The organism is Caldisericum sp. (assembly GCA_022759145.1).
Classification (GTDB): Bacteria; Caldisericota; Caldisericia; order Caldisericales; family Caldisericaceae; genus Caldisericum.
The window spans coordinates 1-5,021 of record JAEMPV010000014.1 but is presented as its reverse complement, the minus strand read 5'-3'; the positions used below and the strand labels follow the sequence as shown (position 1 = coordinate 5,021).

The following is a 5,021-nucleotide window of genomic DNA, read 5'->3' as shown; positions in this document are numbered from 1 at the left end:
AATTCCTTCTCGTCAGCGTCAATTATTAGAGAAAGCCAAAGACGTAATTCTGCGACATGAACTGCCCAGCCTTTAACATCAACGCCATATAAATTTTTTTGAACGATCTTCTTCTTCAGTTCAAAAGTGTTTTCTATTTCTCCTTTAATTATTTCGTTTAGTGAGTTTCGCAATTCAACCAGAATGTTCATCATTCCAACAAGAAATGATCCAGATCCAACAGCAGGGTCGACTATACTCACTTTGCTTAGTTCTTTTTCGATGTGTTCTGCTTCCTCTTTGCTAATTCCTGTATTTCTAATTTCATGGGGATTAAATACTAAGTCTATAATTTTTTCTTTATCTATTCTTGTTCTGTCGTGTAAATATTCAATCAGAGATAATCTACACATATAGTCAATTTCAGTTCTTGGCGTGTAGAATATACCGGAACTACCTCTCTCCTCTTCCGTAACGAGTGATTCATAAACTTTTCCAAGCATCTCTGGATCAACAGCCACTTCCTTATCAATTGGGAGATCTTCAGAAATAGTAAAGTTGAATGTTTCAAGGAATCCCTTTTTCTTATCGTTCTCGCTAAAATCCGGTTCGAATAACCATTCAAATACTTTATCAGGAACCATTATCCCAAGTTCATCTTCTTTGTCTTTGTAAAACAACCCTCCGTTTAAAAAAGGCATATTATTGAAAGACTCTTTAATTTCGTCAGGCAAATTTGAATTGATATATTCACTTTTTTTATTGAATGCGCCAAAAAACAAACTTGAAAGCCAGACTGAGTAAAAAGTATCCTTATTTTTACCGTATTTTTTGTATTTTTCCCATAAATTCTTTATGTATCGTTTGTCTTGGACATAGTCTTTCCACTTAAGCCATCCTTTTCTTTGCAAAAAATATATAAACATTATTCTTGAAAGCAACTTTTGAGAAAAAGCAAATTTTTGTTGATCAGTAAGCCTTATAGGCGCTTTAATTTCTTTCATAACCTTTTCATATAAGGCAAATCTATAAGCTTCGAAGAATTCTTCTGTTACTTTTTCAACACTAAATGCATCTGTTAAATCTTGAAGCGAAACAAATTTTTCTTCATCTGCCAGGAGCGGTATAAATCTTGACTTTGCTGTATAACTTGGTTCGCCTTTGCCAAGCAAGTATGAAAATCTCTTTGCTGGGCTTGATTCCTTTTCAATTTTATTTTCTACTATTCTTGGTTCAATTTTGACTAAAGAAAATTTCCATTCATCTTTTTTAGACGATGTAAAAGCTACTAACGCTGCACCGATGATTTCATTTTTAATATATTTTTCTACTGCATCTCTTAGCGCTGTTCGTGCCCTAATTAAAGAATTTTCGTCTTTAAGTTGAACGCTTAATACATCTATAACTTTACCGTTTGGATCTTTGTATCTTCCTAAAATTTCAAAACTTTCTATATAAGAAGCAATATTTTGTCGAAGAAATGACGAGAAGTTTATTTTTTGATTTTTGGGTTCAAACTCTTTTAAAAGGTTTCTTATGAAGTTGGTAAACCTTTCCTTATCATATTCATTTTCGAAAGTAGTTTCAATTAACCTTATTGCTTGTTCTTTTTTCATTTTATTCCTCCTTCAGAAATAATGAGAGAATAACTTCGCGCTTTGATGTTGGTGATTCTTTTTGCGTTGCCAGGTGTGAAGCGAGAAGCTCGCTTGGTATTGATCTTTGTAGAATTGCAACTATTTTTAAGGGATTTTCTTTATCCTTAGTTTCAAGTTGTTCCCAAGATTCTTTTACCCTGCTTAAGGGGGTTTTGGTAATTGAACCTTCATAAAGTTTTTCCTTTACAAGTCTAAGGAATTCCTCCTGTTCTTCGGTAAGAATTTTGGCATTTTCGAGAGCGAAACTTACTATTCCCTCAACTTCTTTTTCTATTCCTTTTATTTTGGCTTTTATAGTTTCATCTGTTAATTCATTAAACTTTTCCTTATTCTTCAAAAGAAGTTTATAAAATTCGTCTTTAGGGAGCGTTTCTTTTTTCTCGTTAATTTCTGATTCAAGTATCTTTGCAGCTGTTAAAAAATCGATTTCATAAGCATCTGTAGATTCATTAGAAATTATGAATTTATCCAATTTACCTTTTCTAAAATAAGTAACTAATGAATTTGGCGAAACAATATCTTTAAATGATTGTGTATATTTTTTTGCTGTGCGAGCCTTTTTCGGCAATTTTTTTATTTTCTCAAACAGGTCTGGATTGTTATCTCTTATATTTTTAATAATAGCAAAATATTTTAGGTTATCTGAATCTTCTTCATCGCCTTCTAAAGTTTTCTTCGAGGTTAATCTATCGAACAATTCATGTGATTCAACCGGTTCGCCTTCGGTTAGTATTGAGGCGTCGCCTCCGAGTAGTGTAAGGAAGGCATTAACTTTTGCCCGGGCAGTTTCTTCTAACTGAATTTCGTTGTTTGCTTTCTTTGTTGGGAAGAAATTAAAAGTATAAATTTTATCAAATGGTGTATCGATTCTATTTATACGACCAACTCTTTGTATCAGTCTTGTTGGATTCCATGGTATATCGTAATTAATAACAACATTTGATCTATGGAGGTTAACACCTTCTGACAAGACTTCTGTAGCAACAAGAATCCTATAATCATCTTTTTGCACCCTTGCTTTTGCATCAAAGTTTTCGATTACTTTGTCTCTTATGCTTGTGTCTGAGTCTCCTGTGAAAAGAAGGGAGCAATTGCCCAATTCCTTATTAATGTTTTCAACAAGATACTCTGCTGTCTCTTTCGACTCGGTGAAGATTACAACTTTGTTCTTACTAAGAATTGGATTGGTTTTTAATTCTGAAATAAGTTTGTTAAGTTTGGGGTCTTCGTTTATTGATGCCCACATATTCTTTATATCTTTAAGAATTTCAAGGTCTTTCTTAATATCCTGGATAAATCTTTCTTTGAAATCCAAACTACTATACTTTTTTGCCTCTCCTTTGTCAATCAGTTCTTCGACTTTGTCGTCTTCGCCTTGCTCGAGCAATTCAAAAATCTTATTGGAATATTTTTTACTTACATAAACATTTCCATTCTCGTAATTTTTCACGAAACCCTCATAAGACTCTATAAATCTTTCTACCGATTTTTTAAAGGCATAGAAACTACTTTCCAGTCGCTTCACAAGCAAGACTTTCATAAACCCGCCCATATTGGCTTGGGATTGTTTTTCAAGTTCTGAAATGGGATGCTTAAGGTAGAGCAATGGCGTATACCTTGCATATGTAAAATCCTGCGTCAAGTATTTCAGAGTTTTGTCAAATATTTCATCTTCTTTGTCATCAAATTCATAGTAGAACCTTTTTGGATCCTCGATTTTAGGAAATTTTATATTGTTCTTTTTTAAGTCTTCAGAAAAATATTTTTCTATCTCGTTTCTTGTTCGCCTTACCATTAGATACCTTAATACCTTTTCTCTTATCTCCTTTGCGTTTTCTCTGTTGAGTTCAATAAACTTTTTGGGATCCTTTCTTTTATCGACTTTTTTTAGCTTATTATCAAGTCTTGTAAAAAAAGCTTCAATGTCAGGAACTCCTGGAATTGTACTTTTTCTTTTGTTTTGAAAAAGAGAAATCATGTTTAAAATATCTTTTGGAGAATTATTATATGGTGTAGCGGTAACAAGGATTACTCTCTTTCCTCTTACTATCCTTGCAAGTCTTTCGTAGTTAATAGTGCTTTCGTTCCTAAAACGGTGAGCCTCATCAATTATTACATTCTCAAATTTATCGAGTCCATATTTCTCTATATCATCAAGCTTGCCAGTTGAGAATGTTTTTACTGGGATATGAAATTCAAAGAATGCATTGGGCCATGATCCAGGGTTCTTTTCGTCTAGCAAAGCCGGTGGTGCAATGACTATTGTTCTTCCTTCAAGTTGGGAAGCAAGCATCGTTGCAATATATGTTTTCCCAAGACCTACGACATCTGATATAAATACACCGCCGTATTCTTCAAGAATTTTCTTTGCATTTATTACTGCCTGTCGCTGATACTCTAAGTCTTTAAATCCTTCTGGTAGATGCTTTATGAAAAGATTGTCATCTAAACTTAAGTCTTGTCTAAAATATTCGTAAAGAAACTTCAAGTAAAGTTCATAAGGAGTAATATTTTCGTTTAAGTAGGTCTTATTATCGACTGTCGTAATAAATTCGTCGCTAACATCTACTGAATCTTCCCATAAACTGTTGAACTTTTCTAATGCAAAAAAATAGTCTTCTTCTCTTTTAAGTTCAACATTGAACTCCAAATTATCAATTAAACCTCGCTTTGAGAAGTTACTTGAGCCTGTAATGACTCTTCCGATATCTCTGTCACCGCTTTTAAAAGTAAAAATGTATAATTTTGCATGAAGATTTCTTGAAGGAAAAGCTCTTATCTCTAACTTGCCACTTTTTAACCACTCTTTGAATTTTATTATGCCCTCTTCAATCTTTGGACTATCTTCAGAGTTTTCAAATTCAGCAGTTAATAGATCACTATATATTCTTTTTGTCTCAAAATGAGAAGCCTCAAAAAGAGACAGTTGCTTTTCATCCTCTTCGGAGATTAAATTATAAGTCTCCTCGCTTGTACCTATGCCTATCAAAATCCTTATTTTCTCAGTATTTTCGAGTGCCTTATAAATCTCATGGAAGCCGCTTAGATAGAAGTATCCTACTAAGCAATCAAAGGTTTTACAGTCTTTGATAAGTCTTACGAATCTTTCTTTTAATGTCTCGTTTTCCTCGTTTGTAATAAATGTTAATCCTGACATTGGACTCTCCTTATCACTTAAAAATGAAAATATTTACTTGTGTCAACCATTGACATATCCTGCTTTTCTGGTAGTTGGTCATCAATAAATATATATAATTAAATGGTTTGAGAATTTTATCTCTATTTGTGTATATTGTTTTCTTATTAATTGCTTCTTTATACACTTTGTTTTTTTCCTTTTAATATCATTTTATCTCTTCTATTAATTTTTCCAAATGCCATTTG

Annotated in this window: 2 protein-coding genes; both read right to left on the bottom strand. The window is 32.8% G+C overall.

What is annotated here, in order from left to right:
* A partial coding sequence (locus JHC30_00625) for a hypothetical protein (GenBank protein MCI4462664.1) occupies positions 1 to 1,595 on the bottom strand: 1,595 nt, incomplete at its 3' end.
* 1 nt (position 1,596) lies between these two features.
* The gene (locus JHC30_00620; protein MCI4462663.1) at positions 1,597 to 4,794 is read right to left on the bottom strand and encodes a hypothetical protein; all 3,198 of its coding nucleotides are present in this window, start codon (positions 4,792 to 4,794) and stop codon (positions 1,597 to 1,599) included.
* Positions 4,795 to 5,021 lie beyond the last annotated feature (227 nt).

Bases quoted from the DNA above. Each gene is read 5' to 3' on its own strand.
- JHC30_00620 (MCI4462663.1), bottom strand. From the start codon at position 4,794: ATGTCAGGATTAACATTTATTACAAACGAGGAAAACGAGACATTAAAA.